At 71.8% G+C, this 26,772-nt stretch carries 31 protein-coding genes, 1 pseudogene and 1 riboswitch; of the genes and pseudogenes, 7 read left to right on the top strand and 25 right to left on the bottom strand.

The annotated features are described in order from the left end of the window. The 8 genes from ABZE72_RS06485 to argC form a co-directional block, all read right to left on the bottom strand. The coding region (locus tag ABZE72_RS06485) for an argininosuccinate synthase domain-containing protein (RefSeq protein WP_372728193.1) at positions 1-467 on the bottom strand (467 nt) is incomplete at its 3' end. A gap of 61 nt (positions 468-528) precedes the next feature. Beyond that, positions 529-1,056 carry an arginine repressor gene (locus tag ABZE72_RS06480; RefSeq protein WP_372728192.1) on the bottom strand — a complete coding sequence of 176 codons (528 nt, stop codon included), beginning with the start codon at positions 1,054-1,056 and terminating at the stop codon, positions 529-531. Next, on the bottom strand, positions 1,053-1,979 hold the full coding sequence (gene argF / locus ABZE72_RS06475; protein WP_372728191.1) for an ornithine carbamoyltransferase: 927 nt from the start codon (positions 1,977-1,979) through the stop codon (positions 1,053-1,055). Before argF ends, ABZE72_RS06480 begins: the two co-directional genes overlap by 4 nt. Continuing rightward, a complete protein-coding gene (locus ABZE72_RS06470) occupies positions 1,976-3,172 on the bottom strand; it encodes an acetylornithine transaminase (protein WP_372728190.1) in 1,197 nt (398 codons plus the stop codon). The genes argF and ABZE72_RS06470 overlap by 4 nt, the downstream gene beginning before the upstream one ends. Beyond that, positions 3,169-4,086, bottom strand: a complete 918-nt coding sequence (gene argB / locus ABZE72_RS06465) for an acetylglutamate kinase (RefSeq protein ID WP_372728189.1) — start codon at positions 4,084-4,086, stop codon at positions 3,169-3,171. The genes ABZE72_RS06470 and argB overlap by 4 nt, the downstream gene beginning before the upstream one ends. Beyond that, positions 4,083-5,234 carry a bifunctional glutamate N-acetyltransferase/amino-acid acetyltransferase ArgJ gene (gene argJ, locus ABZE72_RS06460; protein ID WP_372728188.1) on the bottom strand — a complete coding sequence of 384 codons (1,152 nt, stop codon included), beginning with the start codon at positions 5,232-5,234 and terminating at the stop codon, positions 4,083-4,085. Before argJ ends, argB begins: the two co-directional genes overlap by 4 nt. Further along, the gene (locus tag ABZE72_RS06455; protein ID WP_372728187.1) at positions 5,231-5,719 is read right to left on the bottom strand and encodes an ACT domain-containing protein; all 489 of its coding nucleotides are present in this window, start codon (positions 5,717-5,719) and stop codon (positions 5,231-5,233) included. The genes argJ and ABZE72_RS06455 overlap by 4 nt, the downstream gene beginning before the upstream one ends. Continuing rightward, positions 5,716-6,753 (bottom strand): N-acetyl-gamma-glutamyl-phosphate reductase, encoded by a 1,038-nt coding sequence (gene argC / locus ABZE72_RS06450; RefSeq protein ID WP_372728186.1) that lies wholly within the window; start codon positions 6,751-6,753, stop codon positions 5,716-5,718. Before argC ends, ABZE72_RS06455 begins: the two co-directional genes overlap by 4 nt. A gap of 81 nt (positions 6,754-6,834) precedes the next feature. Here argC and ABZE72_RS06445 point away from each other — a divergent pair, with 81 nt between their 5' ends. Beyond that, on the top strand, positions 6,835-7,638 hold the full coding sequence (locus ABZE72_RS06445) for a maleylpyruvate isomerase N-terminal domain-containing protein (RefSeq protein ID WP_372728185.1): 804 nt from the start codon (positions 6,835-6,837) through the stop codon (positions 7,636-7,638). Positions 7,639-7,651: 13 nt separating this feature from the next. Here ABZE72_RS06445 and pheT read toward each other — a convergent pair whose 3' ends face one another. The 8 genes from pheT to ABZE72_RS06405 all read right to left on the bottom strand — a co-directional run bounded on the left by pheT (position 7,652) and on the right by ABZE72_RS06405 (position 15,481). After that, positions 7,652-10,135 (bottom strand): phenylalanine--tRNA ligase subunit beta, encoded by a 2,484-nt coding sequence (gene pheT, locus ABZE72_RS06440; protein ID WP_372728184.1) that lies wholly within the window; start codon positions 10,133-10,135, stop codon positions 7,652-7,654. Beyond that, on the bottom strand, positions 10,135-11,238 hold the full coding sequence (pheS, locus tag ABZE72_RS06435; RefSeq protein ID WP_372728183.1) for a phenylalanine--tRNA ligase subunit alpha: 1,104 nt from the start codon (positions 11,236-11,238) through the stop codon (positions 10,135-10,137). Before pheS ends, pheT begins: the two co-directional genes overlap by 1 nt. Positions 11,239-11,323: 85 nt before the next feature. Then, on the bottom strand, positions 11,324-12,376 hold the full coding sequence (locus ABZE72_RS06430; protein WP_372728182.1) for an ATP-binding protein: 1,053 nt from the start codon (positions 12,374-12,376) through the stop codon (positions 11,324-11,326). Between the two features lie 42 nt (positions 12,377-12,418). Beyond that, positions 12,419-13,249, bottom strand: coding sequence for a TrmH family RNA methyltransferase (locus ABZE72_RS06425; RefSeq protein ID WP_372728181.1), 831 nt, complete (start codon positions 13,247-13,249; stop codon positions 12,419-12,421). 8 nt (positions 13,250-13,257) lie between these two features. Further along, complete coding sequence (gene rplT / locus ABZE72_RS06420; protein ID WP_372728180.1) at positions 13,258-13,650, bottom strand: 50S ribosomal protein L20; 393 nt, start codon at positions 13,648-13,650, stop codon at positions 13,258-13,260. A gap of 69 nt (positions 13,651-13,719) precedes the next feature. Continuing rightward, positions 13,720-13,914 carry a 50S ribosomal protein L35 gene (gene rpmI, locus ABZE72_RS06415; protein ID WP_372728179.1) on the bottom strand — a complete coding sequence of 65 codons (195 nt, stop codon included), beginning with the start codon at positions 13,912-13,914 and terminating at the stop codon, positions 13,720-13,722. A gap of 65 nt (positions 13,915-13,979) precedes the next feature. Continuing rightward, positions 13,980-14,633: a translation initiation factor IF-3 gene (gene infC, locus ABZE72_RS06410; protein ID WP_372728194.1), complete on the bottom strand. Its 654-nt coding sequence runs from the start codon at positions 14,631-14,633 to the stop codon at positions 13,980-13,982. 335 nt (positions 14,634-14,968) lie between these two features. Then, positions 14,969-15,481, bottom strand: a complete 513-nt coding sequence (locus ABZE72_RS06405) for an SseB family protein (protein WP_372728178.1) — start codon at positions 15,479-15,481, stop codon at positions 14,969-14,971. A 74-nt stretch (positions 15,482-15,555) separates the two neighbouring features. On the opposite strand from ABZE72_RS06405, the gene ABZE72_RS06400 reads away from it, so the two are divergent. The 3 genes from ABZE72_RS06400 to ABZE72_RS06390 are packed head-to-tail and all read left to right on the top strand — an operon-like array spanning position 15,556 to position 17,580. Further along, complete coding sequence (locus ABZE72_RS06400) at positions 15,556-15,984, top strand: hypothetical protein (RefSeq protein WP_372728177.1); 429 nt, start codon at positions 15,556-15,558, stop codon at positions 15,982-15,984. Further along, positions 15,984-16,601 (top strand): uridine kinase, encoded by a 618-nt coding sequence (locus ABZE72_RS06395; RefSeq protein WP_372728176.1) that lies wholly within the window; start codon positions 15,984-15,986, stop codon positions 16,599-16,601. Before ABZE72_RS06400 ends, ABZE72_RS06395 begins: the two co-directional genes overlap by 1 nt. A 46-nt stretch (positions 16,602-16,647) precedes the next feature. Then, positions 16,648-17,580 carry an aldose 1-epimerase family protein gene (locus ABZE72_RS06390; protein WP_372728175.1) on the top strand — a complete coding sequence of 311 codons (933 nt, stop codon included), beginning with the start codon at positions 16,648-16,650 and terminating at the stop codon, positions 17,578-17,580. A 12-nt stretch (positions 17,581-17,592) separates the two neighbouring features. On the opposite strand, the gene ABZE72_RS06385 is transcribed toward ABZE72_RS06390, so the two are convergent. The 8 genes from ABZE72_RS06385 to rpe all read right to left on the bottom strand — a co-directional run bounded on the left by ABZE72_RS06385 (position 17,593) and on the right by rpe (position 23,723). After that, positions 17,593-18,039: a PH domain-containing protein gene (locus ABZE72_RS06385; RefSeq protein WP_372728174.1), complete on the bottom strand. Its 447-nt coding sequence runs from the start codon at positions 18,037-18,039 to the stop codon at positions 17,593-17,595. Further along, positions 18,023-18,922, bottom strand: coding sequence for an ATP phosphoribosyltransferase (hisG, locus tag ABZE72_RS06380; protein ID WP_372728173.1), 900 nt, complete (start codon positions 18,920-18,922; stop codon positions 18,023-18,025). Before hisG ends, ABZE72_RS06385 begins: the two co-directional genes overlap by 17 nt. A gap of 9 nt (positions 18,923-18,931) precedes the next feature. Then, a complete protein-coding gene (locus ABZE72_RS06375; protein WP_372728172.1) occupies positions 18,932-19,195 on the bottom strand; it encodes a phosphoribosyl-ATP diphosphatase in 264 nt (87 codons plus the stop codon). Between the two features lie 70 nt (positions 19,196-19,265). Then, complete coding sequence (gene ribH, locus ABZE72_RS06370) at positions 19,266-19,754, bottom strand: 6,7-dimethyl-8-ribityllumazine synthase (protein ID WP_372728171.1); 489 nt, start codon at positions 19,752-19,754, stop codon at positions 19,266-19,268. Then, positions 19,751-21,076 carry a bifunctional 3,4-dihydroxy-2-butanone-4-phosphate synthase/GTP cyclohydrolase II gene (locus tag ABZE72_RS06365; RefSeq protein ID WP_372728170.1) on the bottom strand — a complete coding sequence of 442 codons (1,326 nt, stop codon included), beginning with the start codon at positions 21,074-21,076 and terminating at the stop codon, positions 19,751-19,753. The genes ribH and ABZE72_RS06365 overlap by 4 nt, the downstream gene beginning before the upstream one ends. Beyond that, entirely contained in the window at positions 21,073-21,678 is a 606-nt protein-coding gene (locus ABZE72_RS06360; protein WP_372728169.1) for a riboflavin synthase, read from the bottom strand. The genes ABZE72_RS06365 and ABZE72_RS06360 overlap by 4 nt, the downstream gene beginning before the upstream one ends. Continuing rightward, the gene (gene ribD, locus ABZE72_RS06355; RefSeq protein ID WP_372728168.1) at positions 21,678-22,733 is read right to left on the bottom strand and encodes a bifunctional diaminohydroxyphosphoribosylaminopyrimidine deaminase/5-amino-6-(5-phosphoribosylamino)uracil reductase RibD; all 1,056 of its coding nucleotides are present in this window, start codon (positions 22,731-22,733) and stop codon (positions 21,678-21,680) included. Before ribD ends, ABZE72_RS06360 begins: the two co-directional genes overlap by 1 nt. A gap of 92 nt (positions 22,734-22,825) precedes the next feature. Continuing rightward, a riboswitch (FMN riboswitch) is annotated at positions 22,826-22,955 on the bottom strand. A gap of 99 nt (positions 22,956-23,054) precedes the next feature. Beyond that, positions 23,055-23,723 carry a ribulose-phosphate 3-epimerase gene (gene rpe, locus ABZE72_RS06350; RefSeq protein ID WP_372728167.1) on the bottom strand — a complete coding sequence of 223 codons (669 nt, stop codon included), beginning with the start codon at positions 23,721-23,723 and terminating at the stop codon, positions 23,055-23,057. Positions 23,724-23,895: 172 nt separating this feature from the next. On the opposite strand from rpe, the gene ABZE72_RS06345 reads away from it, so the two are divergent. Then, positions 23,896-24,486: a phosphatidylserine decarboxylase gene (locus ABZE72_RS06345; protein ID WP_372728166.1), complete on the top strand. Its 591-nt coding sequence runs from the start codon at positions 23,896-23,898 to the stop codon at positions 24,484-24,486. Continuing rightward, positions 24,483-25,199 carry a phosphatidylcholine/phosphatidylserine synthase gene (locus ABZE72_RS06340; RefSeq protein WP_372728165.1) on the top strand — a complete coding sequence of 239 codons (717 nt, stop codon included), beginning with the start codon at positions 24,483-24,485 and terminating at the stop codon, positions 25,197-25,199. Before ABZE72_RS06345 ends, ABZE72_RS06340 begins: the two co-directional genes overlap by 4 nt. 30 nt (positions 25,200-25,229) lie before the next feature. On the opposite strand, the gene ligD is transcribed toward ABZE72_RS06340, so the two are convergent. After that, a complete protein-coding gene (ligD, locus tag ABZE72_RS06335) occupies positions 25,230-26,204 on the bottom strand; it encodes a non-homologous end-joining DNA ligase (protein ID WP_372728164.1) in 975 nt (324 codons plus the stop codon). Positions 26,205-26,535: 331 nt separating this feature from the next. Between ligD and ABZE72_RS06330 the strand changes: the two are divergent. After that, a pseudogene (locus ABZE72_RS06330) lies at positions 26,536-26,772 on the top strand (hypothetical protein); the annotation flags it as partial.

The following is a 26,772-nucleotide window of genomic DNA, read 5'->3' as shown; positions in this document are numbered from 1 at the left end:
GGCTTGTAGATCCGCAGGGCCGGGTTGGCCAGCAGGCCGTAGCGGTAGAACCGCTCGATGTCGTTGCCCTTGAACGTCGAGCCGTCGCCCCAGATGTCGACGCCGTCCTCGTGCATGGCGCGGACCAGCATCGTGCCGGTCACCGCCCGACCCAGCGGGGTGGTGTTGAAGTACGCCCGGCCGGCCGAACGGATGTGGAAGGCACCGCAGGCCATCGCGGCCAGGCCCTCCTCCACCAGCTGGGTGCGGCAGTCGATCGCACGCGCGATCTCGGCGCCGTACTGCAGGGCACGCTCGGGGACCCCGGAGATGTCCGGCTCGTCGTACTGGCCGATGTCGGCGGTGTAGGTGCAGGGCACGGCGCCCTTGGCACGCATCCACGCGACCGCCACCGAGGTGTCGAGGCCGCCCGAGAAGGCGATGCCGACGCGTTCGCCGACGGGGAGGGAGGTCAGGACCTTGCTCACGTGAGTTCCTTGCTGTCTGGGGAGTGGTCGGGTGCGACCACGACGTCGTGGGGCTCGGAGGTCAGGGCGCGGGCGGCGCGTAGGTGTCCGCCAGCGCCAGGAATCGTCGGGCGAGGTCGTCTCCGCCGGCCGGGTCGCGCCCGATCACCAGGACGGTGTCGTCGCCGGCGATGCAGCCGAGGATGTCGGGGTACTCGGCGTGGTCCAGGGCCGAGGCGAGGTACTGCGCAGCGCCGGGCGGCGTCCGCAGCACCACGAGGTTGGCGCTGGACTCGGCGCTGACCAGGAGCTCGCCGCACAGCCGGGCCAGCCGGTGTGAGGCGGCAGCCGACTCCCGCGGTGCCAGTGGCCGCCGGTCGCCGCCCTCCGCCGGCACGGCGTAGACGAGGCCGCCCGAGGAGCTGCGCACCTTGATCGCGTCCAGCTCGAGCAGGTCGCGCGACAGGGTGGCCTGGGTGGCCCGCATGCCGCTCTCCATCAGCAGCTCGGCCAGCTCGGTCTGGGATCGCACCTCGTGGTGGGTGACCAGCTCGACGATGCGGCGGTGCCGGGCGTTCTTGGTCGCCGGGCGCAGGGATGCGTCGCTCATGACTCCTCCTCCAGCAGCCAGGCGAGCACGGCCTTCTGCACGTGGCGGCGGTTCTCGGCCTCGTCCCAGACCACGCTGCGCGGGCCGTCGAGCACCTCGGCGTCGACCTCCTTGCCCCGGTACGCCGGCAGGCAGTGCAGCAGGATCGCGTCGGGTGCGGCCTCGGCGAAGAGCTCGGTGGTGACCGAGTAGGGGCTGAACACCTCGAGCCGGGCAGCGGCTTCGTCCTCCTTGCCCATCGAGACCCAGGTGTCGGTGATCACCACGTCCGCCTCTGCGACCGCGCGGTGTGGGTCCGGTTCGATCGTGATCGACCCGCCCGTCGAGGCGGCGATCGCCGTGGCGTCGTCCACGATCCGCGGGTCGGGTGCGTAGCCCTGCGGCGAGCTGATCCGGACGTGCACCCCGGCGGTCGCGCCGGCGAGCAGCCAGGAGTTGGCCATGTTCGAGGCGCCGTCGCCGAGGAAAGCGGCCGTCAGGCCCGCGATCCGGCCCTTGTGCTCCTGGATCGTCAGCAGGTCGGCGAGCAGCTGGCAGGGGTGGAAGTCGTCGGTCAGCGCGTTGACCACCGGCACGCCGGCACTGGCGGCCATCTGCTCGAGGTCGGCCTGCGCGAAGGTCCGCCAGACGACGACGCTGGCCTGGCGTCCCACGATCCTGGCGACGTCCTCCACGGTCTCCCGGACGCCGATCCCGGCCAGCTTGCCGTCGATCGCCATCGCGTGACCGCCGAGCTCGGCGATGCCGGCCGCGAACGAGACCTGGGTGCGCAGCGTCGGCTTGTCGAAGATCATCGCGACGCTGAGCGGGCCGGCCAGCGGCTTCGCGTCGTGCGGCGCGGCCTTGAGCCTGGCGGCGAGCTCCAGCAGTCGGGCCTGCTCGGCGGGCGACAGGTCGTCGTCGCGCAGCAGGTGGCGGGTCATGCCGATCCCCCGGCCGAGCCCTCGAGCGCCTCGTCGAGGATCGCCGGCCAGGCGGCCAGGAACGCCTCGACGTCGGCGTCGGTCAGCACCAGCGGCGGCGCGAGCCGGATCCGGTTCGGCGTGGGGTTGTTGATGATGAACCCTCGGCGCAGGGCGACCGCGGTCACCTCGGCGGAGGCGTCGCTGGACAGGTCGAGACCGATCAGCAACCCCTCGCCCCGGACCTCGGTGACCCGTGGGTCCTCGGCCAGTCCGGCCCGGAGCCGCTCCCCCAGCGTGGTCACGTGCGCGAGCAGTCCGTCCGCCCCGATCGTGTCCAGGACCGCGAGGCTGGCCGCGCAGGCGAGCGGGTTGCCACCGAAGGTGGTGCCGTGGTTGCCGGGCTCGAGCAGCGTGGCCGCGTGACCCAGCCCGATCGCGGCGCCGACCGGGAAGCCACCGCCCAGACCCTTGGCCAGCGTGACGATGTCGGGGCGGGCCGCGTGCCGGGTGTGCGCGAACCAGGCGCCGGTGCGACCGATCCCGGTCTGCACCTCGTCGAACCAGAGCAGCGCCCCGGCCTGCGTCGTGATCTCGCGCGCGGCAGCCAGGTAGCCGTCGGGGGCCAGGACCACACCGGCCTCCCCCTGGATCGGCTCGAGGAGGACCGCCGCGGTCTCGGAGGTCACGGCTGCGCGGAGCGCGTCGACGTCGCCGTACGGCACGAAGGTGACGTGGCCCGGCAGTGGCTCGAACGGCGCCCGGTAGGCCTCCTTGGAGGTCAGTGCGAGCGCTCCCATGGTGCGACCGTGGAAACCGCCCTCGGCGACCACCAGGTGGGTCCGACCGGTACGACGCGTCATCTTGAACGCGGCCTCGTTGGCCTCGGCGCCGGAGTTGGTGAAGAAGACCCGACCGTCCGCCGACAGCAGGTCGAGCAGGCGCTCGGCGAGCTCGATCTGCGGCTCGCTGGCGAAGAAGTTGGAGATGTGGCCCAGCGTGCCGATCTGCTCGGTCACCGCCTTGACCAGGGCCGGGTGGGCGTGGCCCAGCGAGTTCACCGCGATCCCGCCGAGCAGGTCGACGTACTCGGCGCCGTTCTCGTCCCACACGTGGGCGCCCTCGCCACGGGTGAGGACCAGCTTCGGCGGACCGAAGGTGTTCATCACCGCGCCGGCGTAGCGCTCGGTCCACGCGGCATTGAGGTCGCTCATCGACGTGCCTTCCGGATCTTGGTCGTCACGCCGGGCAGTACCTGGGTGCCGACGCCCTCGTCGGTGAAGAGCTCGAGGAGGACCGCGTGCGGCTCGCGCCCGTCCACGACGGTGGCCCGCGGGACACCGTCCTGGACGGCCTTGAGGCAGGCACCCATCTTGGGCACCATGCCGCTGGCCAGCGAGGGCATCAGCTCCTCGAGCGACTCCGGGCTGATCTCGTAGATCACGTCGTCGCTGTCCGGCCAGTCGCGGAAGAGCCCCTCGACGTCGGTCAGCACCAGGAGCTTCTCGGCGCCCAGGGCGGCGGCCAGCGCCGCGGCGGCGGTGTCGGCGTTCACGTTGTGCACCAGGCCGTTGACGTCGGGGGCGACGCTGGAGACGACCGGGATCCGGCCCGCCTCGATCAGGTCGACCACGGACTCGGGACGCACCTGGGCAACCTCGCCGACCAGGCCCAGGTCCACCTCCTCGCCGTCCACGATGGTGTTGGTCTGGGTGGCGGTGAAGAGTCCGGCGTCCTCGCCGGAGAGCCCGACCGCGAGCGGTCCGTGCTCGTTGATCAGCCCGACCAGCTCGCGCTGCACCTGACCGACGAGGACCATCCGGACGACGTCCATCGCCTCGGGGGTGGTCACCCGCAGACCGCCGCGGAACTCCGACTCGATGCCGAGCCGGTCGAGCATGGTGGAGATCTGCGGGCCCCCGCCGTGCACGATCACCGGTCGGAAGCCGGCGAACCGCAGGAACGCGATGTCCTCGGCAAAGGCACGCTTGAGGGTGTCGTCGGTCATGGCGTTGCCGCCGTACTTCACCACCACGATCTTGCCGTGGTAGCGCTTCAGCCACGGCAGGGCGGCAGCGAGGGTGGCGGCCTTGGCCGGGTCAGCGGGCGGGATCTCGGAGAAGGTCATGATGAGTACGCACTGTTCTCGTGGACGTAGGCATGGGTCAGGTCGTTGGTCCAGACGGTGGCTCGCTCGGAGCCCGCCTTCAGGTCGATCGTCACGCTGACCTCGCGGGGACCGAGGTCGACGCCGGCCGGGTCGGCGTGCGGGGTGGAGTTGCGGCACACCCAGACGCCGTTCATGGCGACGTCGAGGTCGGCCGGGTCGAAGGCGGCGGCGGTGGTGCCGATGCTGGCCAGCACCCGCCCCCAGTTGGGGTCCTTGCCGAAGACCGCGGTCTTGAACAGCGCACTGCGGGCCACGCTGCGGCCGACCTCGACCGCGTCGTCCTCACTGGCGGCGTTGAGCACGGTGATCGCGATCTCGTGGTCGGCGCCCTCGGCGTCGCGCAGCAGCTGCATCGCCAGGTCGGTGCAGACCCGGGTCAGGGCCTCGGTGAAGTCCGGCAGGGACGGTGTGATGCCGCTGGCCCCGCTGGCCAGCACGGTCACGGTGTCGTTGGTCGACATGCAGCCGTCGGAGTCGAGCCGGTCGAAGCTGACCCGGGTGGCGGCCCGCAGTGCGGTGTCCAGGTCCTCGGCGGGCACGACCGCGTCGGTGGTCAGCACCACAAGCATCGTGGCCAGCTGCGGCGCCAGCATGCCGGCCCCCTTGGCCATCCCCCCGACGCTCCAGCCGGCGCCCTCGACGACGGCCTGCTTGCTGACCGAGTCGGTGGTCATGATCGCCTCGGCCGCGTCGTTGCCGGCCTCCGGCGACAGGGCGGCGTACGCCGCGTCGACGCCGTCGAGCAACGCCTGCCGGTCGTTGGCCAGGCCGATCAGGCCGGTCGAGCAGACGACGACGTCGCCGGCCCCTATCCCGAGGTTCGTCGCCACCTGCTCGGCGACGGCGTGCGTGGTCTGGAAGCCCTCGGCGCCGGTGTAGCAGTTGGCGCCGCCGGAGTTGAGGACCACGGCCCGGACGATGCCGTCCTTGACCACCTCCTGGCTCCAGAGGATCGGGTTCGCCTTGCACCGGTTGGACGTGAAGACGCTGGCCGAGTCGTGGCGCGGTCCGTCGTTCACCACGAGCGCGAGGTCGCGCGCACCGGTGGACTTGAGGCCGGCGACTACACCCGCCGCGCGGAAGCCCTGGGGGGAGGTGATGCTCACTTCTTCTTCCCCTTCCGGGTCGGCTTCACCGGGACCGCGGCCTGCACCTGGTGACCGGCGGCGGTCCAGGCCTGGGCGGCGCCCTCGGCGTCGGCGACCTTCACCAGGATCCAGATCGTGTCGTAGGTCGAGATCGCGAAGATGCTGATGCCGGCGGCCGCCAGCGGGGTGAGCAGGTCGACGAGGATGCCGGCCTGGTCGTGGTCGGGGGCGTCCTGCACCGCGAAGCCGAACAGTCCACGCTCCGCGGTCACCTTGGTGGGGACGTCGCGACCGGCGCACACCACCGAGGTGGAGGTCGCGGTGGCGGTGACCGAGAAGAGCGACGACGACTCCGCCCAGGCCGGGATCTCCGCGCCGACGGGGAGCTTGATCACCGCCAGCTTCTCCGGGAACTGCTGCAGCGAGTACGACGGGCCGCTCTCGGGCGGGCGCAGCAGGCCGGACTCGTCCTCGGTGCTCTCAGGTGTGGTGAGGTCGGTCATGGTGCGACTCCGATCGTGGTGAGCCCGCGACCTTCGTCGAGGCCCAGGGCGAGGTTCATGCACTGCACGGCGGCGCCGGCGGTGCCCTTGGCGAGGTTGTCCACGGCGCCGACCGCGACGAGGCGGCGGCTGGCCTCGTCGACGGTGACCTGGACGTGCACCACGTTGGAGCCGACGACGGACTTGGTCTGCGGCCACTGTCCGGCCGGCAGCAGGTGCACGAAGGGCTCGTCGGCGTACGCCTTCTCGTAGACGGCGTAGGCCTGCTCCGCAGTGACGTCGCCGACCAGCGGGGCCGAGCAGGTGGCGAGGATGCCGCGCGGCATCGGCACGAGCATCGGGGTGAAGCTGACCGAGACGTCGCCGTCGACGAGGGCGGAGAGGTTCTGCACGATCTCGGGCGTGTGCCGGTGCAGGCCGCCGACGGCGTAGGCGCTGGCGTTGCCCATGATCTCGCTGCCGAGCAGGTGGGTCTTGGTGCTCTTGCCCGCGCCACTGGTGCCGGAGGCGGCCACCACGACGACATCGGGCTGGACCAGCCCGGCGGCGACGGCCGGGGCCAGGGTCAGCGTGGAGACGGTGGGATAGCAGCCGGGCACGGCGACCCGGCTGGCTCCGCGCAACCGGTCACGCTGGCCGGGCAGCTCGGGCATGCCGTAGGGCCAGGTGCCGGCGTGCTCGCCGCCGTAGAACTGCTCCCAGGCAGCCGGGTCCGCGAGCCGGAAGTCCGCACCGCAGTCGATCACCACGACACCGTCGCCCAGCTGGGCGGCGATGGCGCCGGACTGGCCGTGGGGCAGCGCGAGGAAGACCACGTCGTGCCCGGAGAGGGTCTCCAGGTTGGTGGGCTCGAGGACCCGGTCGGCGAGCGGGACGAGGTGGGGCTGCAGGACGCCGAGGCGCTCCCCCGCGTTCGACCCGCCGGTCAGGGCGCCGATCTCCACGTCCGGATGGGCCAGGAGGTGCCGCAGGAGCTCACCCCCGGCATAACCACTCGCGCCGGCGACTGCGATCCGTTTCCTCGTCATATGCATGAGTATACGGACGTCTGCATGTTCATGTGAAGTGGGGACGTTGGGTCTCGACTGTCGGTGGCCCTCGCTAGCGTCCTCGTCATGACGACGACACTCGGGTTCGACACCTATCTCGACCATCTCACACGCGAGTCGCGGCGCTTCCGGGACGCGCTCGCGGCGTGCGACCTCGCTGCTCCCGTACCCACCTGTCCGGACTGGAACGCCGCCGACCTGCTCTGGCACCTCACCGAGGTGCAAGGTTTCTGGAGCCGGATCGTGCGACAACGGCCCGCCACACCCCAGGAGATCGAGGCGTTCCCGGAGCGTCCGGACACCCTCGAGGGCTTGCTGGCGGCGTTCGACGAGCATTCGGTCGCGCTGCGCTCCGCCCTCGCCGAGGCCGATCCGACCGACACCGCCTGGACCTGGTCGGCCGAGCAGACGGTGGGCTTCACCTACCGCCGCCAGGCGCACGAGGCTCTGATCCACCGGCTCGACGCCGAGATCACCGCCGGCCTGGAGCCCACCCCGCTCGACCCGGGGCTGAGCGCCGACGGCGTGATGGAGTCGCTCGACGTGATGTACGGCGGCTGCCCTCCCTGGGGCACCTCCACCGGGTCCTCGACCCACCTGCGCGTCGACCTGACCGACACCGGGCACCAGATCTGGGTCCAGCTCGGTCGGTTCACCGGCACCGACCCGACCACCGCTCAGGAGTGCGACGAACCCGACCTGCACGTGGTGGCGGCCCCCGACAGCGAGCCGGACGCGGTCATCCGTGGCACGGCCGCCACGCTCGACGCCTGGCTGTGGCATCGCGTCGACGACGCCGAGGTGGAGTTCTCCGGCGACCGGGGTGTCCACGACCGCTTCCGGGCGATCGTGAACACCCCGCTGACCTAGTCCGCTCCGTTGGTCAGCTGCGCTGCACCGCGCCGCACTGCTCGCCGGCGAGGGCGACCGCGGCGTCGCGCGCCGCGCTGGTCTCCTCCTCGGTGAGCGTGCGGTCGCTGGCGCGGAATCGCAGGGCGAAGGCGAGCGACTTCTTGCCCGCACCGATCTGCGTCCCGGTGAAGACGTCGAAGAGCCGGATCGACTCCAGCAGCTCGCCGGCGCCCTCGCGCAGCGCCCGCTCGACGGAGCCGGCGGTGACAGCGTCGTCCACGACCAGGGCCACGTCCTCCTTGGCCACCGGGAAGGACGAGAACTCCGGCGCCGCGACGACGTCCACCGCGTGACGCCCGAAGGCCTCCAGGTCGATCTCCGCCGCAGCGCTGCGCGCGGGCAGGCCGAGCTCGGCGCAGACCCGCGGGTGTAGTTCCCCGGCGTGACCGACCACCTCGCCCGCCACGGACAGCGCCGCGCAGCGACCCGGGTGCCAGGGCGCGAGGGCCGCCGACTCGACCTCGAGCGGTACGCCGAGCTCGTCGGCCAGGTGACGCACGGTGCCGATCGCGTCGGACCAGCCTGCCGAGCGACCGCTCCCCCACCAGCCGGCGCGCTCGCGCTCACCGGCCAGCACGACCGCGAGGTGGAGCGGCTGATGCGGCACGGCGGCCAGCAGGGCTTCCAGCTCGTCGGTGGTGGGTCGGCGGTCGACGCCGTAGATGGGGGCGGCCGCACCCTCGCCCGGGACGGCGACGGCGGCGGTCTCGAAGAGCGCCACGCCGGGCGCGCCACGACCGACGTTGCGGGCGGCCGTGCGCAGGATCCCGGGCAGCAGGGTGGTGGTGTACGCCGGCTCCTCGCTGGAGAGCGGGTTCGCCAGGCGCAGCGTGCGGCGTCGTACGTCGTCGGCCGGCACGCCGAGGGCGTCGAAGGACGCCTCCCCCACGAACGGGAAGGTGAGCACCTCCACGCACCCCATGCCGGCCAGCGTGCGACCGACCCGGCGGCGCAGCCGCTGCTCACGGGTCAGGCCTCGACCCGAGGACGCGGTCGGCAGGATCGAGGGCACCTGGTCGTAGCCGACGATCCGGGCGACCTCCTCGACGAGGTCGTAGGGGTCGGTGATGTCGGGGCGCCACGGCGGCGGCACCACGCTGAGCCGATCGCCGTCGGCCTCCACCCGGCAGCCGACCGCGCGCAGGTGTGCCTGCGTGGCTGCGGCGTCGATCTCCATCCCGGTGACGCGCGCCGGCAGCGCGGCGTCGACCGTCACCGTGGGCTGCTCCGGCGCCTGCCCGACGTGCGTCACGCCGGGCTCGATCGTGCCGCCCCCGTGGGTGGTGAGCAGGTGCGCCACCAGGTCAGCGGCGTACGCCGGCAGCTGCGGGTCGACGCCACGCTCGAAGCGCTTGGAGGCCTCCGAGGGCAGCTTGTGCCGCTTCTGCGTCCGGAAGATCGAGACCGGGTCGAAGTGCGCGGCCTCGATCACCACGTGCGTGGTGCCGTCCGAGAGCTCGGTGGTCTCGCCGCCCATCACGCCGGCGAGCCCGATCGGGCCGGAGTCGTCGGTGATCAGCAGGTCCTCCTCCGACAGCGTGCGGTCGACGCCGTCGAGGGTGCGGAGCCTCTCCCCCGCGATCGCCCGCCGGACCCGGATGGTCCCGGCCAGCTTGTCGCCGTCGTAGCCGTGGATCGGCTGCCCGAGCTCGAGCATCGCGTAGTTGGTGACGTCGACCGCGAGCGAGATCGGGCGCATGCCCGCCAGCTGCAGACGTCGCGCCATCCAGGCGGGCGTGGGCGCACTGGGGTCGAAACCGGTCACCGTCCGGGTCACGAAGACCGGGCAGCCTGCCGGGTCGTCGACGACCACGGGCTGGCCCTGGTCGTTCGGCTCGGGCACCTCGCGGGCCGCCGGGTCCCGGTAGGGAGCGTCGAAGGCCAGGGCCGCCTCGCGGGCCACCCCGCGCAGGGAGAGGGCGTAGGCCCGATCGGGGTTGATCTCGAACTCGATGACCTCGTCGCGCAGGTGGAGCAGGCCGAAGGCGTCGTCGCCGGGCTCGCCTGCGCCGGCGGGCAGCACGATGATGCCGTCGTGGTCCTCGCCCAGGCCGAGCTCCTTGGCCGAGCAGATCATCCCGGCGGAGAGGTGGCCGTAGGTCTTGCGGGCCGAGATCGCGAAGTCGCCGGGCAGCACGGCGCCGGGCAGCACGCAGACCACCAGGTCGCCGGGCGCGAAGTTGTGCGCGCCGCAGACGATGCCCTGGGGTTCGCCGGTGCCGTTGGCGTCCCCGACGTCGACGGTGCACCAGTTGATGGTCTTGCCGTTCTTCTGCGGCTCGGGCTCCATGGTGAGCACACGGCCCACCACCAGCGGCCCGGTGATGTCGGAGCCGGGGCGCTCCAGGGCTTCGAGCTTGAGGCCGAGCGCGGTCAGGCGGGCTGCGAGCTCCTCGACGGGGAGGTCCTCGGGCAGCTCGACGTGGTCGCGGATCCAGGAGACGGGGGCGCGCATCAGAGTTCCGTTCCGAAAGCAGTGGTGAACCGGACATCGCCCTCGAAGAACCCGCGCAGGTCTTCGATCCCGTGCCGGAACATGAGGGTGCGGTCGATGCCCATGCCGAAGGCGAAGCCGGTGTAGCGCTCGGAGTCCACACCGCAGGCGGTCAGCACCCGCGGGTTGACCACGCCGCAGCCACCCCACTCGATCCAGCCCTCCCCGCGGCAGGTGCGGCACGACTCGACGTCCGGGGAGATGCCGCGGCACACGAAGCAGATCAGGTCGACCTCGGCGCTGGGCTCGGTGAAGGGGAAGTACGACGGACGGAAGCGCGTGCTGATCCCCTCACCGAACATCGCGGCGGCGAAGTGGTCGAGGGTGCCCTTGAGATGGGCCATCGTGATGCCCTCGTCGATCGCGAGCCCCTCCACCTGGTGGAACATCGGGCTGTGCGTCGCGTCGTACTCGTCGGTGCGGAAGACCCGACCCGGGCAGACGACGTAGATCGGGGGCTCACGGGTGAGCATCGTGCGCGCCTGGACCGGTGAGGTGTGGGTGCGCAGCACGACGCCGTTGTCGGAGGGCTCGGTCCAGAAGGTGTCCTGCATGGTGCGGGCCGGGTGGTCCGGCCCGAGGTTGAGAGCGTCGAAGTTCAGCCACTCCGCCTCGATCACGGGCCCCTCCGCCACCTCCCAGCCCATCGCCACGAAGACGTCGGCGATCCGCTCGGAACCGGTGGTGATCGGGTGCCGGGCGCCGCGGGCCACCCGCTCGGTCGGGAGCGTGACGTCGACGGTCTCCTCGACCAGCATCCGCTCCTCGTGCTCGACCTCCAGCACCTGCTGACGGGCGGCGAGCGCCTTGTTCACCGCGCCTCGCGCCTGACCGATGCGCTGGCCGGCCTCCTTGCGTGCCTGGGGCGGCAGGGCGCCGATCTCGCGGTTCGCCAGGCCCAAGGCCGAGCGGTCGCCGGCGTGCTCGAGGCGGACCGCCTTCAGCCCCTCGAGGTCGGTCGCGGACTCGATGGCGGCGAGGGCGGCGTCGCGCGCCGCCTCGACCTCCTCGGCCTTCAGCGGGGTGACCTCGACGGGGTCGTAATCGGTGTTGGGTCCCGACATGGCTGCCTTTCGGGCTGGTGCTCGCGGGCGGGGTGCCCGCCAAGTCTAGGAAGTGGCCCGGCCGTGTTGCGACCGGGTTCTCCGCTCAGGAGGTGAGCGGTCCGTGCTCCGGCCACGAGATGGCGATCCGCGCCCCGCCGCCGGGGGCGTCCTCGATGGCCAGCGAGCCGCCGTGCGCCCGGATCAACCCGTTCACGAGGTACATCCCGAGGCCCGAGCCGCCGCGCTCGCCGTGCTTCCAGAACTTGGTGAAGACGCGTCGACGGATCGTGGGGTGGATGCCCTCCCCCTCGTCGTCCACGGTGATCCGCAGGCCGGAGTACTCCGCCTCGGGGGGCAGCGCCGCCAGCGTGACCAGGACCCGCCCCTCACCGTGGCGTACGGCGTTCTCCACGAGGTTGGTCAGGACCTGGGTGAACTTGTCCGGATCGGCATGGACGGTGGGCAGGTCTGGCGCGGTCTCGAGCAGGATCGTGCGCGAGGTGCCGGCCCCGACCGACTCGACCACCCGGCCGGCCAGCACCGCCGCGTCGGAGGGGCGCGGGAAGAGCGAGAGCCGACCGGTGTCGATCCGGGCAACGTCGAGCAGCTCGGAGATCAGCCGACCGAGTCGTTCGGAGTCGGCGTACACGGTGGTGAGCATCAGGACCTTCTGCTCGTCGTTGAGCTTGTCCCACCGGTTCAGCAACGCCTTGACGAACCCCTTCACCCCGGTCAGCGGGGAACGCAGCTCGTGGGCGACCGTGGCCACCAGGTCCGAGCGCTCGCGGTCGAGTCGCGCCCGACCGCGCCCGGAGCGGATGCTGACGGCCACCCGACCCACTGGCTGGTCCAGGGAGGGGCGATGGATCCGGGCCACCACGAGCACCTCGCTGCCGTCCGGCAACAGCCAGGACTGCTCGGGCACCGCCGTGCGGGTCGCCAGGCCGCCGTAGGGGCAGTTGCTGGAGAACCAGTCACGGCCGTCGCGGTCCTGCAGGGCGAGCACCTGGTGGAGCGGCTCACCGAGAGCATCCTCCGGCGTGGTGCCGAGCATCCCGGCGGCGACCACGTTGATGGCGGCGACCCGGGCGTCGGCGTCGGCGATCACCGCGCCGTCGGGCAGGGAGTCGAGCAGTCCGAGCGGGTCGTGGGTCACGCCCGTCACCCTAGTGGGGCGGGCGTGGACGCGACGGACTCCTCAGGCCCGCTGGGCGCGCTGGGCACGCGCGGAGGCGAAGAGACAGAGCGCCGCCGCGGTGGCGAGGTTCAGGCTCTCGGCGCGCCCGTGGATCGGGATCCGCACCCGGTGGTCGGCCAGGGAGGCGAGCTCATCGGGGAGCCCCCAGGCCTCGTTGCCGAAGAGCCACGCCGTCGGTCCGGCGCGCAGTTCGTCGGCGTGGTCGAGGTCGACCTCGCCGGCACCGTCGGCGGCCAGCACGGTGAGGCCGGCGGCGCGCGCCGCGGCGACCGCGGCAGCGGGGTCGGGCTCCGTGGCGAGGGGGAGGTGGAACAGGCTGCCCACCGAGGCGCGCACGGTCTTGGGGTTGTAGGCGTCGACCGAGTGGCCGGCCAGGACCACCGCGTCGGCGCCGGCGGCGTCGGCGCAGCGGATCACGGTCCCGGCGTTGCCCGGGTCACGGACGTCCGCGCAGATCGCGACCAGGCGAGCCCCACGCTCGGGGTCCAGCAGATGGCCCAGCGGCCGGTCCAGGAAACGGCAGACGGCGACCACACCGGCCGGGTTGACGCTGTCGCTCAGCGACGCGAGCGCCCGGTCGTCCACCAGTGTCCAGCGGACATCGGCCGCGGCCAGATCGGCGTACGACGCCGTGGCGTCGGGGGTGGCGAAGACCTCCACCACACAGCCCGGCACGGCCAGGGCGCCTTCGACGGCCTTGGGGCCGTCGGCGAGGAACAGCCGCTCGTCGCCCCGAAATGTGCGACGGGCGAGCTTTCGCGCGGTCTTGACCCGGGTGTTGCCGCTCGTGAGCGGCGGCCCCTGGTCAGGACCTGCGCGAAAGCCCGCCATGTCGGAGCTCAGGCGGACGCCTCGGCCTTGGGCGCGTTGACGTCCTCGGGCAGAGCAGCCTTGGCGGTCGCGACCAGCGAGTTGAACGCGGCCACGTCGTTGACGGCGAGCTCGGCGAGGATCTTGCGGTCCACCTCGACACCGGCGAGGTTCAGGCCCTGGATGAACCGGTTGTAGGTCATCCCCTGGGCGCGGGCCGCAGCGTTGATCCGCTGGATCCACAGCTTGCGGAAGTTGCCCTTGTTCTTGCGGCGGTCGTTGTAGCTGTAGACCAGGGAGTGGGTGACCTGCTCCTTGGCCTTGCGGTAGAGCCGCGAGCGCTGGCCGCGGTAACCGCTGGCGCGCTCGAGAATGACCCGACGCTTCTTCTGGGCGTTCACTGCCCGCTTGACGCGTGCCATGAGTGTTACTCCTTCAAATCTTGGTGCGTGGTCTGAGCCGGAGCCGACCACCGATGGGGTGGGGCTCGGTCAGAGACCGAGAAGCTTCTTGGCGCGGGGCTGGTCGGCCTTGGCGACCTCGACGGTGCCGGTGAGGCGACGGGTGACCTTGGAGGCCTTCTTCTCGAGGTTGTGGCGCTTGCCCGCCTTCTCGCGAAGGATCTTGCCCGAGCCGGTCACCCGGAAGCGCTTGCTGGCACCGGAGTGCGTCTTGTTCTTCGGCATATCTCTTCCTCTACTTGGTGCTGGGCGGCACCGACCTCACGGTCGCAGCCACCCGCGGGGGTGGGTCAGGCTTCGATCTCGGGATCGAGGTTCTCGGAGCGGCCGCGCTCCTTCTTCTGCGCGACCGGGCCGGCGGCGTGAGCGGCATCGCGCTCGGCACGCTCGTCGGCCTCGAGCGCGGCGCGCTCGGCGGCCTTGCTCTCCTTCTCGGCCTTCAGGTCGACCTTGGCGTCGGCCTTCTTCTTGTGCGGACCGAGCACCATGATCATGTTGCGGCCGTCCTGCTTGGGCGAGGACTCGACGAAGCCCAGCTCCGTGACGTCCTCGGCCAACTTCTGCAGCAGCCGGTAGCCCAGCTCGGGGCGGTGCTGCTCGCGACCGCGGAACATGATGGTGATCTTGACCTTGTCGCCGGCGCGCAGGAAGCGCACGACGTGGCCCTTCTTCGTCTCGTAGTCGTGCGCGTCGATCTTCGGACGAAGCTTCATCTCCTTGATGATGACGTTCGTCTGATTGCGCCGAGCCTCACGAGCCTTCTGGGCGTTCTCGTACTTGAACTTGCCGTAGTCCATGAGCTTGCACACCGGTGGGCGCGCCATCGGGGCAATCTCGACCAGGTCCAGGTCTGCTTCCTGCGCAAGGCGCAGTGCATCCGCCGTCGGCACGATGCCGACGGTCTCGCCGCTGGGGCCAACGAGCCGGACCTCGGAAACCCGGATCCGGTCGTTGATTCGAAGCTCGGTGCTGATGAGTCCTCCTGATGAAAACGTGTCCGGAGGTCGTCGTCGGCCGGGGCTCCCCCCGAAATCAACAACGGCTTCCGCTTGTCACAAGCGGAAGCCAGTCACGACGTGTCTCCCCCTGCGGGGAACGACATCGACGAAGCACCCGACACCAGCGGCACGAGGCCGAGGGGCCGAACCCTTCGAGACCGGACCCGACGACCTGAACGCGGTCGATGCGGGTGGGAGACCAGTGGTGCGACTCCGCTTGTCGGACCAGTTCTGACATGCACGCACGACAGAACTGATCGGTCGAGAGGAATGCTAGCCGATCAGTCGGCAGCAGGACGAATCCAGGCGGCGCGCTCCCCCACCCGGGCCAGGCTCCAGCCCGCGGCCAGACCCTGCAGGTCCTCGCCCTCGATGACGAAGCGCACCGGGCCGGCGACGTCGATCACGAGGGCAGCCGCCTGGTCCTGCACGGCGGCCTGGGCGGCCAGCCGGGTCGCGACCGGCACCGGTCGTGCCTCGGGGTTCCAGCGCTGCAGGGTCTCGGTGCCGGTGAAGGCCAGCAGTGCCAGCCTTCCGTCGGCCCCGGTCAGCAGGACGGCTGCCATGTCGCTGCTCTTGTCGTGCGCCAGACCCGCCTCGTCGTACTCCACCTCGCCCAGGACGGCCACCACCGGCACCAGCAGTCGGGCGTCCTGCAGCACGGCCAGGGTGTCGGCGTGGTCGGCACGACCGGCGTCGTACGCCGCGAGGGCGGCACTGACCTCGGGCGCCACCGCACCGGTGTCCCCGGCGAACCCGGGGTCGGGGATGTGACGTTCGGCGGGGGCGGGCATGGCGACCATTCTCCCCGACCCCTGCCCCGGCCCACGGACCGGGCGGGCAGCCGCCCCTGTGCGAGGCTGGAGACATGGACGAAGCGACCTGGGGAGCACTGACCCTGACGCTGACGCTGATCGGCGTGATCTGGACCTGGCGCTCGGTACGACGCGGTGGGGTCGTGGCCGGACTGCGCCCGGCCGGCTTCACGCTGCTACCCGCCGCCGCCTACCTCACCGGGACGCTGGAGATGTTCACCCGGATCTCGGCCGCGGTGGCGGACTGGGCGACCAGCCTGGTCTTCCATCCGTTCGTCTGGGTGGGCGTGGTGCTCGCGGGCGTCTCCGCCCTCCTCTTCGGGGCCGCCGGCCTGCTCGGCGATCGCGTCGCCGACAGGGACGCCGTGGCGCCCCCGCGCAAGCGTGGCCTGGGTCGCGGGCACTCGGCGGACCCGGCCGTCTCCACCGACGACGACCTGGCCGACATCGAGGCCATCCTGCGTCGACGAGGCATCACCTGATGCTCGAGAGCCCCGACCCGCACCGGGTCGCGGAGCGGGTGCTGGAACTGGCCCGTGGCCGGCCGGCCACGCTGGGCCGGGGCCGACTCGTCTGCATCGACGGACCGGCGGGCTCGGGCAAGACCACCCTGGGGCTGAGGCTGGCCCGCCTTGCGCCCGAGGCGCGGGTGGTCCACATGGACGCCCTGTACGACGGCTGGACGGGGCTCGGTCGGGTCGGCGACCAGCTGGCCACCCTGCTGGGCCCGCTCAGCGTCGGCGATCCCGGCCACTACCGCCGCTACGACTGGCACGCAGGCGCATACGCCGAGACCGTGACCGTCCCGCCCACTCCCCTGCTGGTCGTCGAGGGGGTGGGGTCGGCGCTGCGCGACCACGCCGCCCTCACCACGGTGACCGTGTGGGTGAGCGCCCCCGCCGACCTGCGTGATCGGCGGGGTCTGGAGCGTGACGGGGACGCGGTGCGCGAGCACTGGCGCGACTGGACGATCGCCGAGGCGCTGCACTTCGCCCGGGAGCGGACCGAGGAGCGCGCCGATCTCGTCGTCGACGGCACCGGGCTCACCCCACCGGTCTCCGGGCCGGGAGCGGTCGCCGAGGGGCCACGTGTCCACTGAGCAGCGCGGGCTCCGGCGGCGGTGAGGCTCGCCCTAGGGTGAGCGCGTGCAGCCGCCCTCAGGAGAACAGTTCGAGATCACCGGCGGCGGCTACCGCGCCGTCGTCACCGAGTCCGGCGCCGCGCTGCGCCTGCTGGAGTACGGCGGCCGCCCGCTCGTCGACGGGTTCGCGATCGACGCGATCGACGCGATCGCCTCGGGCGGCCGAGGGCAGATCCTGATGCCGTGGCCCAACCGGATCCGCGACGGCGTCTACTCCTTCGCCGGGCGCGACCACCAGCTCGCCCTCACCGACGTCTCCCACCACAACGCCTCCCACGGCCTGGTGCGTTGGGTGGCGTGGAGCCGGGAGGAGCACTCCCCCAACTCGGTGTCGCTGGTCTACCGACTGATGGCGCAGAGCGGCTACCCCTGGTCGCTCGACCTGCACCTGCTCTACGACCTCTCCGCCGACGGCCTGACCGTCACCCAGACCGCGACCAACCTCTCGGACCGGCCGGCACCGTTCGCCAGCGGCGCCCACCCCTACCTGTGCGTGGGCGAGGGCCCGATCGACGGCTGGGAGCTGACCCTGCCGGCGAGCACCCGCTCCCTGACCGACGACCGGTTGCTGCCGGTGGGCCGGGAGTCGGTGGAGGGCACGGCGTACGACTTCCGGGTGGCGCGGCCCCTGCGGGACCTCGAGCTGAACGACGCCTTCACCGACCTGGAGCGCGACGAGGAGGGCGCCGCCACCACCGTGCTGCGCGATCGTGGCTCGGGTCGGGGCGTGGCGCTCTGGGTGGACGAGCACCACCGCTGGCTGCAGCTGTTCAGCGCCGACGACGGGTCGGCCACGGCCCGCCGGTCGTTGGCGGTGGAGCCGATGACGGCCCAGGCCGACGCCTTCCGCTCCGGCGAGGACCTGCACACCTTGGCGCCCGCGGGCGAGGACGGCGACGAGCTGTCGGTCAGCTGGGGCATCCGCTCCCTGGACTGAGCAGGAACGGGTTCAGCGATCGGCGAGGCGGCGCAGCTGCTGGGCGGCGCGTTGGGCGCGGCGTCCGTCCGACCCCTGGATCCCCATCGCGGGGGCGGTCGAACCGTCGGCCAGGTCCAGGACGACCCACGGAGCGCCGGGCGGCAGGTGCACGCCGATGATCTCGGCCCATTCGTACTCGCGACGCCGGTAACCGTTGACCACGATCAGCTTCTCGGCCGTCGCCACCACCCGGGAGCGCACCAGTGCGAACCCGGTGGTGAAGGCGAGCAGCCCGAGGAAGACCAGTGTGCCGCGCTGGAAGATCGTGAACTTGGCCCGCGTCTCGTCGTCGAAGGCGAACCAGGCGGCAGCGCAGACGACCAGCAGGAGCCCGCCGAAGAGCGCGCCGGCCATCCGGACGCCGAAGGGGCGCCAGGTGTGCGGGAGCTGCGGCAGCGGCTCAGAGACGGCAGGCATGGATGTCCGTGAGCAGGATTCCGCGGGCTCCGAGGTCGAAGAGCTCGTCCATCAGTCGCTGGGCGCCCTCGCGCGGCACCATGGCGCGGACGGCGACCCAGCCCTCGCGATGCAGCGGCGAGACGGTGGGGCTCTCGATGCCCGGCGTGAGCGCGACCGCGGCGGTCACGTCGGCGCTGCGGATGTCGTAGTCCATCATCACGTAGCTGCGCGCGACCAGGACGCCCTCGACCCGGCGGCGGAAGATCTCGAAGCCGCGTGGGGCCTCGCCGCCGCGGGTCACCACGACGGCCTCGGAGTCGAGGATGACGTCGCCGAAGATCTCCAGGCCGGCCTGGCGCAGCGTGCTGCCGGTCTCCACGACATCGGCGATCACGTCGGCCACCCCGAGCTGGATGCTGGTCTCGACCGCACCGTCGAGACGAGTCACCGTGGCCTCGATTCCGCGCTCGGCCAGGAACGCCTCCACCACCCCGACGTACGACGTGGCGATCCGGGCGCCGGCCAGCTGGTCCAGGTGGGTGAACTTGCCGGCGGGGCCGGCGAAGTGGAAGCGGCTGCGACCGAAGCCCAGCCCCATCACCTCGTCGGCCTTGGCGCCGGAGTCGCGCAGCAGGTCGCGACCGGTCACGCCGACGTCGAGGGTGCCCTCGCCGACGTACAGGGCAATGTCACGCGGACGCAGGTAGAAGAACTCGACGCCGTTCTCGGCGTCGATGAGCGTGAGCTCCTTGGAGTCGTGGCGCTGGCGGTAGCCGGCCTCGCGCAGGATCTCCGAGGCGGCCTGCGCGAGCGCGCCCTTGTTGGGGACGGCGACCCGGAGCACGTCACCGGGTCGGGTCGGGTTCACGGGCTGGTCGCCCGGCTGGATCTGGGGGGCCATCGGTCTTCCTCAGAGGTGGGCGTAGACGTCGTCGAGTGAGATGCCGCTGGCCAGCATCAGGACCTGGGCGTGGTAGATCAGCTGGCTGATCTCCTCGGCCGCCCGCTCCTTGCCCTCGTACTCGGCGGCCATCCAGGACTCGGCGGCCTCCTCGACCAGCTTCTTGCCGATCGCATGGACTCCGGCGTCGAGCTGCTGCACGGTGCCCGAGCCCTCCGGGCGCGTGCGCGCCTTCTCCTCGAGCTCGGCCCAGAGTCCTTCGAACGTCTTCACGGGCCAGAAGCCTACGGCGTTGCCGGCCGGAGTCGGCGCGGGTGTCCGCCGGGTGTCCGCCGGGTGTGGCTCAGGTCTCCTGAGGGCGCTGGATCGCGCGGATCGTCCGCGCCGTCAGCAGGGCCGCCGAGGTGGCCTCGTAGCCCTTGTCCTCACGCGAGCCCTCGAGGCCGGCGCGGTCGAGCGCCTGCTCATCGTTGTCGCAGGTGAGCAGGCCGAAACCGACCGGGGTCCGGTGGTTGAGCGCGACCTGGCCGAGCCCGTCGGTCGCGGCGTTGCAGACGTACTCGAAGTGCGGGGTGCCCCCGCGGATCACGACGCCGAGGGCGATGACCGCGTCGTACCCCTCGGCGGCCAGCGCCTCGGCCACGACGGGCAGCTCGAACGCGCCGGGCACCCGCACCAGGTGCGGCTCCTCGACCCGGTAGTCGTGGCAGGCGCGCAGGGCGCCGGCGACCAGGCCGTCCATCACCTGGGTGTGCCAGCTGGCGGCGACGATCGCGACCCGCAGGTCGTGGCAGTCGACCGGGGTCTGGTCGGGGGCTCCGGCTCCACTCATGCGTCGGCTCCGTTCGGGTCGAGGTCGGCGGCGCTCGCCGACGGGCGGGGGGTCAGGTGCGGCATGTCGTGGCCCATCCGGTCACGCTTGGTGAGCAGGTAGGCCAGGTTGTGGTCGTTGGGGTGCGGCGTGAGCGAGACCCGCTCGGTGACCGTGATCCCGAAGTCCTCCAGGCTCGTGGTCTTGTCCGGGTTGTTGGTCATCAGCCGCACCCTGCCCACCCCGAGGTCGCGCAGGATCTGGGTGGCGGTGCCGTAGTGCCGTGCGTCGGCCGGCAGCCCGAGGTCGAGGTTGGCGTCCACGGTGTCGCGACCGCCGTCCTGGAGCTGGTAGGCCTGCAGCTTGGCGACCAGGCCGATGCCGCGGCCCTCGTGCCCGCGCAGGTAGACCACGACCCCGCGGCCCTCCTCGACGATGCGCTCGAGGGCCTCGTCGAGCTGGGGGCCGCAGTCGCAGCGGGCACTGCCGAAGACGTCGCCGGTCAGGCACTCCGAGTGCACCCGGGTGAGCACCGGGACCTCGCCGCTGACGTCGCCGTAGACGAGCGCGATGTGCTCGGAGTCGTCCACGGTGATCCGGTAGCCGAACGCCGTGAACTCGCCGTGCCGCGTGGGCAGTCGGGTCTCGGCGACCCGCTCGACCAGCACCTCGTGGCGGCGCCGGTAGCGGACCAGGTCCTCGATCGAGATCATCGCCAGGTCGTGCTCGTCGGCGAAGGCGCGCAGCTCGGGCGCGCGCTTCATCGTGCCGTCGTCGTTGACGACCTCGACGAGCACGCCGGCCGGGGTGAGGCCGGCCAGCCGGGCCAGGTCGACGGCCGCCTCGGTGTGGCCGCGCCGTACCAGCACACCGCCCTCGCGGTAGCGCAGCGGGAAGACGTGACCGGGCCGGGTGATCTCCCACGGCTCGGTGGCGGAGTCGGCCAGCACCCGCGCGGTGTGCGCACGGTCGGCGGCGCTGATGCCGGTGGAGACACCGTCGCGGGCGTCGACCGAGATCGTGTACGCCGTCCGCAGCTTGTCCTTGTTGTGCGGTGTCATCAGCGGGATCTCGAGCCGGTCCAGCATGTCGGCGGGCATCGGCACGCAGATCACACCGCTGGAGTGCCGGATGGTGAAGGCCATCAGCTCGGGGGTGGCCTTGGCAGCCGCGAAGATGATGTCGCCCTCGTTCTCACGGTCCTCGTCGTCCACGACGACGACGGCCTTGCCGGCCGCGATGTCGGCGATCGCGCGCTCGACCGAGTCCAGGCGAACCCGTGTGGAGTCGGCCGTCACGGCGGGGTCGCCGGCCAGGACGGAGGCGATGTCGGGGGTGCTCATGAGGTCTCCTGCGTGTAGGCGCGGACGAGCCGCTCGACGTGCTTGGCGATCACGTCGGTCTCGAGGTTGACCCGGTCGCCGACCTGGCGGTGACCGAGGGTGGTGCGGGTGAGGGTCTCGGGGATGAGGCTCACGGTGAAGGAGTCGGCGCCGGCCTCGACCACGGTCAGGCTGACGCCGTCCACGGTGATCGAGCCCTTGTCGACGAGGTACTTGGACAGGTCGCCGGGAAGCTCGATCTCGACCAGCTCCCAGTGCTCGCTCGGAGTACGGCGCCGCAGCGTGCCCACGCCGTCGACGTGGCCCTGCACGATGTGACCGCCCAGCCGGGTCGCCGCGGTGACCGCCCGCTCGAGATTGACCGTGTCCCCGGGCCGGACGCCGGCCAGGCTGGTCTTGTCGAGCGTCTCCTGCATGACGTCGGCGGTCCAGGTGTCCTCGGTCCGGGCCGCGACCGTGAGGCAGCAGCCGTTGACGGCGATCGAGTCGCCGAGCCTGGCGTCCTCGAGCACGGTGCTCGCCCGGACGGTCAGGCGGAGCGCGTCGCCCTGGTCCTCGATCGACTCGACGGTGCCGAGCTCCTCGACGATTCCGGTGAACATCAGGTCCTCTTTCCAGCGGTCGCAGCGGGGGTCATCGTGAAGCGAACGTTCGGAGCCTCGCCGTCGATTCCCGGCAGCACGGTCACGTCGGTGACGGTGGGGCGGACGGCATCGGCGATGGCGGTCAGTCCCAGGTCGGCGACCGCCGACGTTCCGGCGCCGAGCAGCATCGGCGCGACGTAGGTGACGATCTCGTCGACCAGCCCGGCAGTCAGGAACGCCGCGGCCAACGTCGGGCCGCCCTCGAGGAAGACGTGCTGGCGGTCGCGAGCGAAGAGCTCGGCCAGCGCGGTCCGAGGCTCGCGGGTGCGCAGGTGCAGCGTCTCGGCGCGGTCGTTGAAGATCCGGCGGGTCGGGTCGAGGTCGCGCTCCCCCATCACCACCCGCAGCGGCTGGTGGGGCAGCGGCTGGTCGTGCTCGTCGCGGACGGTGAGCTCGGGGTCGTCGATCTCGACCGTCGCGGTACCGACCAGCATCACGTCGCACAGCGCACGCAGCCGGTGGGTGTCGCGCCGCGCGGCCAGGCTGGAGACCCACCGACTGGTGCCGTCGGCGGCCGCGCTGCGACCGTCGAGGGTGGTGGCGAACTTCCAGGTCACGAAGGGGCGCTGGTGCTCGACGGCGAAGCTCCACACCGCGTTCAGCTCGCGGGCCCGGTCGGCGAGCAGGCCGTGGGCGACCTCGACGCCGGCGGCCCGCAGCGTGTCGGCTCCCCCGCGGGCGACCGGGTTGGGGTCGGCCTGGGCGAAGACCACGCGTCGTACGCCGGCCTCGAGCAGCGCTCGGGCGCACGGACCGGTCCGGCCGGTGTGGTTGCAGGGCTCCAGGGTGACGATCGCGGTGGCGCCGCGGGCCCTGTCCCCGGCTCGAGCCAGGGCGTCGGCCTCGGCGTGGGCGCTGCCGGCGCCACGGTGGTACCCCTCGGCGATCGTCGTGCCGTCGTCGGCGAGCAGGACACAGCCCACGCGCGGGTTGGGGCCGAGCGGGACGCCGGGGGTCGCCGCGAGCTCGAGGGCGCGCTGCATGGCGCGTTCCTCCGCTGCGGTGCTGGTCATCTCCGGCCCCTCATGTCCGTCGCGGACTCCGGGGCTCAACGGATGCGAACGCCGCGCGCGGGTCCCGGACGGGACAGCGGGGCGTTCCTCACCTGCGTGCGCTTCCCATCCGGACTTTCACCGTCGGTCCAGGAATTTCACCTGGTCAACCGCTCACTGGCTGTGAGCGGGTCGCGGACTTTAACCGCCGGCTCGGAATTACACCGACCCCAGAGCACGCGAGTTTGGTCAACTCGTCGGGAGCCAGTTTGCCACAGCGGCTGTCTCAGCAGGGCGTGAGTCCGACCACAGGACGTGGACGGCGCATCGGTCGGGCGGCGGTCAGGAAGGGGTGACGGCAGCCTCGGCCTTGGCGCGCAGCTCGTTGACCATCCGGTCGGGGTCCTCGGCGGAGTAGACGGCCGAGCCGGCCACGAAGACGTCGGCGCCGGCCTCGGCGCAGCGCTCGATGGTCTCCAGCGAGACGCCGCCGTCGACCTGGAGCCAGGTCTCCACACCGTGCTTGTCCATCATCGCGCGGGCGCGCCGAATCTTGGGGAGCACCAGGTCGAGGAACTTCTGGCCGCCGAAGCCGGGCTCGACGGTCATCAGCAGCACCATGTCCAGCTCGGCGAGCAGGTCCTCGTAGGGCTCGATCGGGGTGGCCGGCTTGAGCGCCATGCTGGCCCGGGCACCGTGCGCCCGGATCTCGCGGGCCAGCCGGACCGGGGCCTTCGCCGCCTCGACGTGGAAGGTGACCGAGCCGCAACCGGCCTCGACGTACGTCACCGCGTTGCTGTCGGGGTCCTCGATCATCAGGTGGGCGTCGAGGGGCAGGTCGGTGGAGCGCGCGAGCGCCTCGACCATGGTCGGTCCGAAGGTGAGGTTCGGGACGAAGTGGTTGTCCATGACGTCGACGTGCACCCAGTCGGCGCTGCCGATCCTGGCCACCTCCGCTCCGAGGTCGGCGAAGTCGGCGTTCAGGATGCTCGGCGTGATCTGGATACCCACGACCGGTGATCCTAGAGGTTCGTCCCGGGCGGCACCCACCCCGCCGGGTGCCTGATGACACACCCGCGGAACGTCTGGAGATGCGCCGCGAGCCCGGTCCCTGTGCCAGACTTCGCCGGACATGAATGCTCGCCTGGCCCGTGGAACCCCGTGGTGGATCGCCCTTTTCTGGGTGCCCGCCCTCCTCCTCCGACCCCGATCGCTGCGACTGGCGACCCTGGCGTTCGCTGCCGGCGCGACGTCGTTCTTCCGGGATCCGGACCGTACGCCGGCCGGTGAGGGCCTGCTGGCCGCCGCCGACGGACTGATCCGCGAGGTCGAGCAGCGCGAGGACGGTCGCTGGTTCGTCTCGACGTACCTGGCGCTCTACAACGTGCACGTGAGCCGGATGCCCTGCGACGGCACGATCACGCACCAGGAGCACGTGCCCGGCGAGCACAAGCTGGCCTTCTCCTCCACCGCCCACGTCAACGAGCACGTGACCTGGCGCTTCGACACCTCCTACGGCGAGCTCGAGATGGTCCAGTACTCGGGCGCGGCCGCCCGGCGGATCATCCCCTACGTCGGTGTCGGCGACTCCGTGCACCGCGGCGAACGGATCGGCCTGATCCGGTTCGGTTCGCGGGTCGACCTGGTGCTGCCGCTCGGGATGCGCCCGACCGTGCGGGTGGGCGACCGCCCCCGCGGCGCCCAGGACGTGATCGCGGTCGTCGACGTGGACGCTTCCGTCCGCGATGCCGCCCCTCTCGGGACGAGCGCATGAAGGTCCTCGGGATCACCCGGCCCGGTCCGGCCGACGTGATGACGCTGATGAACGCCGTCTGTGGCGCCGCCGCCGTCCTCGTCGTCCTCTCCTACGCCGCCCGACCCCCGGCCGACCTGGCCGAGAGCGGCGTTCGCGCCGCCACCCTGCTGCTGCTCGCCGGCACGATCTTCGACTCCCTCGACGGCGCCTTCGCCCGCGGTGGCCGCGGTACGGCGCTCGGCGGCATGCTCGACTCGCTCGCCGACGCCCTGACCTTCGGGTTCGCGCCCGCCGTTCTGCTCGCCCAGCTCGGCTTCGTCACCGCCAGCGGCCCCGGCCGGGTCCTGGTCGTCCTCGGTTTCCTGGCCTACGTCAGCGGCGCCCTGCTACGGCTGGCGGACTTCTCCTCCAGCCGACAGGACGACCCGGCGTTCACCGGCCTTCCCTCGCCGCTCGCCGCGGCCGCGGTGGTCTCGCTCGCCTTCCTGACCACCTCCCCGCTGGTCATCGGCATCGGCCTGGCCGCGCTCGGTCTGATGATGGTCAGCCGGCTGAGCTACCCCAAGCTGCGGGGACCGCTCGTCGCGGCGGCCCTGGCGGCCTGGATCGGTGGCATCCTCGGCACGCTCGGCGCCTTCGACATGCGGATCTTCGCCGCGGTCATCCTGCTGCTGATCGGTCTGACCCCCGTGCTCCCGGCGCTGATGCCGCGCGAGCGCGTGCACGTCTGAGCGTTCCGCTCGCCCGCCCCTCGGGACTGCTCAGTCCTCGGGATCGACCGGTGCCTCCGCGCCCTCGCGCTCGTCGCGGTCCGCCCACTCCAGCAGCATCGAGAGGTCGAAGACCTCCTCATCGATGCGCTCGTGCAGGTCGCCGAGCTCGGCGAAGCGTGCCGGCACCGTCCGGATCGTGAAGTCGTGCGGATCCACGTCGTCGATCTCGTCCCACCTGATCGGGGTGGAGACCCGCGCGTCGGGCACCCCCCGCACGCTGTAGGCCGCCGCGATCGTGTGGTCGCGCGCGTTCTGGTTGTAGTCGACGAAGAGCGCGCGTGGGTCCCGGTCCTTGCGCCACCAGGCGGTCGTCACGTCCTGCGGGGCACGCCGTTCCACCTCGCGGGCGAACGCCAGCGCGGCCCGTCGTACGTCGGTGAAGGAGTGGTCGGGCCGGATCCGCACGTAGACGTGCAGCCCCGATCCCCCGCTGGTCTTCGGGAACCCGGTGGCGCCCAGCTCGTCCAGCACCTGGTGGGCGACATGGGCGACGCGTCGTACCGTCGCGAAGTCGCACTCCGGGCCGGGGTCGAGGTCGATCCGCCACTCGTCGGGCTGCTCGGTGTGGGCACGGCGGCTGTTCCAGGGGTGGAACTCGACGGTGGACATCTGCACCGCCCAGATCACGCTGCCCAGCTCGGTGACGCAGAGCTCGTCGGCGGTCCGGTCCCAGCGCGGGAAGTGCAGCTCGACCGTCTCCACCCAGTCCGGGGCGCCGGCCGGCAGCCGCTTCTGGTGCACCTTGGGGCCGGAGAGACCCTTCGGGAAGCGGTGCAGCATGCAGGGGCGCTCCCAGAGCGCGTTGACGATGCCGGGCCCGACCGCGAGGTAGTACTCGACCAGGTCGAGCTTGGTCGCCCCGATCTCCGGGAAGTAGACCCGGTCCGGGTTGCTGACCCGGACGACGCGGTTGTCCACCTCGATCTCGACGGCCGGGCTCGTGGTGGGACTCACGGCGCCCACGCTAACCGGGGCGGCGGCGTCTGCGGTGGACGACTCAGGTGGGACCGGCGGCTGGGATGCGAGGTCCGCCGCAAGTTCCGCTCTCGTCACCTGCGCCTCGGGGATTCACTTCGTCCGGCGGACGGTCCATCCGCACGGAGAGATCCAGGGGCGGCCAGGTTCTGGGTGGAGCAGTGGCTGCTGACGACACGGTGCCAGGTCATCCCACGTCGTCCGGATCCAACCGCGAGTTCTGCGCTGGTCATGACCGGTGAGAAATCGCTGTCCGGATGGTGGACGATCGGCCGTTTTCGGCGGTCGAACTGTCGGTGCTCGCTGGTTGGGTTGTTCCATGACCGAGACGCTCGCCGACGTGGACACCGCTGCCGCGGTGCTCGCTGCAGCGCGGTCGTCGCGGTCGATCGCGGATGCCGAAGAGGCCCGGTTGCTGCAGCTCGCGGTCGCGTGGGCGGCGATGCACTCGACCGACTCGTTGGCGGATGCGGCGGTGACCTACGACCCGGGGTTCGGTCAGACCGAGGTCCCGGTCGCCGGTCCGGGTGCGCCGTTGATCGCGGAGTTCTCGATC

The organism is Nocardioides sp., from assembly GCF_041600255.1.
GTDB lineage: Bacteria > Actinomycetota > Actinomycetes > Propionibacteriales > Nocardioidaceae > Nocardioides.
This window is presented reverse-complemented; position numbering and strand designations above follow the sequence as displayed.